The following is a 4,266-nucleotide window of genomic DNA, read 5'->3' on the forward strand; positions in this document are numbered from 1 at the left end:
GGGCGGGATCATCTTCACCAGCGGGCTCGGGATGTTCTTCTACCACGGCGCGGTGCGCTGAGATGCTCTGGGGCGCGCCGTGTCAGCCGGCGGACCGCCTGTTCTCGGCGGCCTGGCGGCAATCGCGCGGCGAGACGCCGTACGCCTTGCGGAAGAGCCGGCTGAAATGCGCCGCGTCGGAGAAGCCCCAGGAATAGGCGATGTCGCTGATCGAGCGCGGCGGGGGGCCGAGATCCTCGATGTCGGCCTTGCAGCGCGCCAGCCGGCGCGCCTGGAGCCAGCGCCACAGGGTGGTCTGCTCGTACTCGAAGAGCGCATGCAGGCTGCGTTTGGAGAGGCCGGTCGCCGCGGCGATCGTCTCCGGAGCGAGCTCGGGGTCGCGCAGATGCGAAAGGATGTATGTCTTGACCCGGACCAGCGTCGCCGAACGGCCGAGCCTGTCCACGGTCCCCAGCATGTCGCGAATCGCGGTCATGAGCAGGTCGCCGAAGTGATCCTGCAGACGGGTCTCCAACAGGGCGTCGGCGTTTGCCTGCGGCACCAACTGCTGGGCGAAGCCGAAGAGAAAGCGGCCCGAGCCGGTCGTTCCGTCGATGACGCGCGCCGTGAAGTCGTCCATGCTGCCATAGCGGGTCCGGAAGTCGGCGCGCGGCAGCTTGATCGAGAGCTGCTTGAACGGTCCGCTGAAGCGCAGCTCGTAGGGCCTGGTGCTGTCGTATAGGACGAAGGTCCCCGGGGTGGCGACGCATTCCCGCGCGTCCTGGCGCAGGGAGCTGTCGCCGGCGACCTGGAAGTTCAGCTGCAGGACGTCCTCGCGGTAGCGGGCGATGTCGCGCGCCGAACGGCGCACCACCTGCGCCCCGGAGCTGACCTCGGTCACGCGCATCGATCCGAGCATCCTGGTCGAGATCGCGCCGGCAAAGCCGTCCGCCGCGTCGGTACTCAGTTCGACGCGCGGATAGAACCGCCATACGGCGTCGCGCCAGTGGAGAAACCGACTGGCGGCGTGAACCCCCTGCGTCGAGAAAGATTCCATAACGCGCCAGATCGTCGGGAGGCGGCATCCTCCGGCCCGATCGAGTGTCACCCGCGCCCTGGCGGAGGTCAAGGTGCACCGAGATCCAAGCGAGCCTGCGCGCAGAGACAAGACCGTCCGAGACCGGGGCGGGTATTGGAGCGCGGTGGTGTCCGGAGGTGGCGGCGAGACCCGGCACCCGGAGCGCCTCTTGGGGAGGAGACTACCTATGAAGGTAATGATTGCCGGTGCGGGCATCGGTGGCCTGACGCTTGCCCTGATGCTTCACGAGCGCGGCATCCCCTGCCGGGTCCACGAGGCGGCGCCCGAGATCCGGCCGCTCGGCGTCGGGATCAACCTGCTGCCCCATGCGGTGTGCGAGCTCAGCACGATCGGCCTCCTGCCGGCGCTCGACGCGGTCGGCGTCCGCACGCGGGAGCTGACCTATGCCAACCGCTTCGGCCAGGAGGTCTGGCGCGAGCTTCGCGGCATCGACGCCGGGCTGGACGTGCCGCAGTTCTCGATCCACCGCGGCCACCTGCAGAACCTCCTGCTCGAGGCGGTGATCGAGCGGCTCGGGCCCGACGTCGTCTCGATGAGCCAGCGCCTCACCGGGTTCCGCCAGGACGAAGCCGGCGTCACCGCGACCTTCGCGGCCCCGGACGGCGAGAGCCACGAGGCGGCGGCCGACGTCCTGGTGGGCTGCGACGGCATCCATTCGGTCACCCGCGCCGCCCTCTTCCCGGACGAGCCGGGGCTTCGCTGGAACGGGATCATGATGTGGCGCGGGGCGACCCGGCGCGCCCCTTTCGCCGATGGCCGCAGCATGATCATCGCGGGCGGCTTCTCCCACAAGCTGGTCCTCTATCCGATCGGCCCGATCGAGCCGGACGGGAAGCAGCTGCTGAACTGGGTCGTGACCTACCGCCAGGCCGAGGCGGGCAGCGCGGCGCCCCGGCGCGAGGACTGGAACCGCAGGGGGGAGATGGCGGAGCTCCGGCCGCATCTCGATGCCTTCCGCGATCTCCCGATCGACCTCAACGCCCTCGTCGCCGACACGGCGGAGTTCTTCGAGTATCCGATGGCCGACCGCGACCCCCTCCCGTGGTGGACCCGAGGCAGGGTCACGCTGCTCGGCGACGCGGCACATCCCATGTATCCGGTCGGGTCGAACGGCGCGAGCCAGGCGGTCGTCGACGCCCGCGCCCTGGCCGACGCGCTGGTGGCGGCCGAGCATCCGGGCGCCGGGCTGGCCGCCTACGAGGCCGACCGCCTGCCCAAGACCGCGGCGGTCGTGCAGTCCAACCGCCGCGGGGGGCCGGAAGGCGCGATCGACGAGGTCGAGCGGCGCGCGCCGAACGGCTTCGACCAGCTGGCCGACGTCATCAGCGACGCGGAGCTGAGGGAGATCGTCTCGGGCTATGCGCAGATGGCCGGCTTCGCCGCCGACACCCCCCGTTCGTAACTGCCGTTCATCACGACCACACAAGGAAGAGCCACCCATGACCATACCAGCCTTGCCGGCGGGCGTCCGCCGGGCGAACACCGGCGTCGACGATCTCAGCTGGAGCATCCTCGGCCAGACCTATGTGCCGAAGCATCTTTCGGAGAGCTCGTTCTCCTGGCACGCCACCTTTCCGGCCGGCACCTTCGTGCCCCCGCACATCCACCACACCCAGGACGAGTTCATCTACCTGCTGGAAGGCAACTTCGAGCTCATCCTCGACGGCAAGGAGACCAAGGCGGGCCCGGGCGATCTCGTATGCATGCCGCGCGGCATCATGCACGGCATCTTCAACAAGTCCGGCCAGCCGGTGAAGTGCCTGTTCTGGGTGTCGCCGACGGCCAAGCTGTGGGACCTGTTCCAGAAGATCCACAACGTGGGGGACCCGGAAGAGGTGGTGCGCATCGCTGCCGCGCACGAGGTCACCTTTCTGCCGCCCGAGAAGTGACGGGGCGCGAAGCGCCCGCAGGCGATGCGCGCGATCGGAAGGACGCGCGCATCCGGAGACAACAGGAAGGGGTTAGGATGAAAAAGACAGCTGCGACGGCTGCTTGCGCGCTCGCCTTCGGGCTCGGCGGAGCGGCCCTGGCCGAACCCGTGAAGGTCGGCATGATCACGACGCTCTCGGGCGACGGCGCCGGCATCGGCGTCGAGGTGCGCGACGGCTTCATGCTTGCGCTCAAGCTCGCCGAGGGGAACGAGGTCGAGGTGCTGGTCGAGGACGACGGCAGGCGGCCGGACCTCGCGGTCCAGATCGCCGACAGGATGATCCAGAGCGAGGACGTCGACATCCTGACCGGCATCCTGTGGTCGAACCTCGCCATGGCGGTGGTGCCGGGCGCCGTCGCGCAGGGCACCTTCTACCTCTCCCCCAATGCCGGTCCGTCGGCTCTCGCCGGCCGGCAGTGCAACGAGAACTACTTCAACGTCGCCTTCCAGACCGACATGCTGGCCGAGGCGGCGGGCGCCTACGCGACCGAGGAGGGATACGAGAAGGTCTTCCTGCTGGCCCCGAAGTATCCGGCCGGCGTCGACACGATGAACGGCTTCAAGAGCTTCTACAAGGGCGAGCTCGCCGGCGAGCTCTATACCAAGCTCGGCCAGACCGACTATGCCGTCGAGATCGCCCAGATCAAGGCGAGCGGCGCGGATGCGGTCTTCTTCTTCCTGCCCGGGGGCATGGGCATCGCCTTCGTGAAGCAGTACGCCCAGTCGGAGGTCGGCATCGAGCTGCTCGGGCCGGGCTGGTCGTTCAGCCAGGAGATCCTGCCCGCGATGGGCGACGCCGCGCTCGGCGCGAAGAACACCTCGCAATGGTCGCCCGACCTCGACAACGCGGCGAACATGCGTTTCGTCGCGGCGTTCCAGGCGGAGTACGGCCGCCTTCCCTCGGCCTTCGCCAGCCAGGGCTACGACACCGCCAACCTGATCCTCTCGGCAACCGAGAGCGCGAGCGTCGAGGATCCGGCGGCGTTCCGGGCGGCGCTGAAGGCGGCCGACTTCGCTTCGGTCCGGGGCGATTTCCGGTTCGGCAATAACAACCATCCGATCCAGGACATGTACCTGCGCGAGGTCGTCAAGGAAGGCGGCCAATTCACCAACAAGGTCATCCGGGTCGTCCTCGAGGATCATCAGGACGCCTACGCGGCCGAGTGCCCGATGCAATAGGGCGAGGTGCGCGCCCCCGAGGGGCTCAGGAGCCGGTGCGGCGCTTGGGGGCCGGTGCGTCGTGGAGGACGGCGTACTC

4 protein-coding genes are annotated in these 4,266 nt (G+C 68.8%); 3 read left to right on the forward strand and 1 reads right to left on the reverse strand.

Annotated features, from left to right (window positions below; all coding sequences use genetic code 11):
- Nucleotides 1–82: 82 nt before the first annotated feature.
- Nucleotides 83–1,108 carry a helix-turn-helix domain-containing protein gene (locus tag Q0112_RS01135; RefSeq protein ID WP_297970347.1) on the reverse strand — a complete coding sequence of 342 codons (1,026 nt, stop codon included), beginning with the start codon at nucleotides 1,106–1,108 and terminating at the stop codon, nucleotides 83–85.
- A 145-nt stretch (nucleotides 1,109–1,253) separates the two neighbouring features.
- On the opposite strand from Q0112_RS01135, the gene Q0112_RS01140 reads away from it, so the two are divergent.
- The 3 genes from Q0112_RS01140 (at nucleotide 1,254) to Q0112_RS01150 (ending at nucleotide 4,187) form a co-directional block, all read left to right on the forward strand.
- A complete protein-coding gene (locus Q0112_RS01140; RefSeq protein ID WP_297970352.1) occupies nucleotides 1,254–2,480 on the forward strand; it encodes a flavin-dependent oxidoreductase in 1,227 nt (408 codons plus the stop codon).
- 37 nt (nucleotides 2,481–2,517) lie between these two features.
- Nucleotides 2,518–2,967: a cupin domain-containing protein gene (locus tag Q0112_RS01145; protein ID WP_297970349.1), complete on the forward strand. Its 450-nt coding sequence runs from the start codon at nucleotides 2,518–2,520 to the stop codon at nucleotides 2,965–2,967.
- 77 nt (nucleotides 2,968–3,044) lie between these two features.
- Nucleotides 3,045–4,187: an ABC transporter substrate-binding protein gene (locus Q0112_RS01150; protein ID WP_297970350.1), complete on the forward strand. Its 1,143-nt coding sequence runs from the start codon at nucleotides 3,045–3,047 to the stop codon at nucleotides 4,185–4,187.
- The last annotated feature ends 79 nt before the right edge of the window (nucleotides 4,188–4,266 follow it).

The organism is uncultured Amaricoccus sp. (assembly GCF_937858865.1).
GTDB lineage: Bacteria > Pseudomonadota > Alphaproteobacteria > Rhodobacterales > Rhodobacteraceae > Amaricoccus.

Bases quoted from the DNA above. Each gene is read 5' to 3' on its own strand.
- Q0112_RS01140 (WP_297970352.1), top strand. From the start codon at position 1,254: ATGATTGCCGGTGCGGGCATCGGTGGCCTGACGCTTGCCCTGATGCTT.
- Q0112_RS01145 (WP_297970349.1), top strand. From the start codon at position 2,518: ATGACCATACCAGCCTTGCCGGCGGGCGTCCGCCGGGCGAACACCGGC.
- Q0112_RS01150 (WP_297970350.1), top strand. From the start codon at position 3,045: ATGAAAAAGACAGCTGCGACGGCTGCTTGCGCGCTCGCCTTCGGGCTC.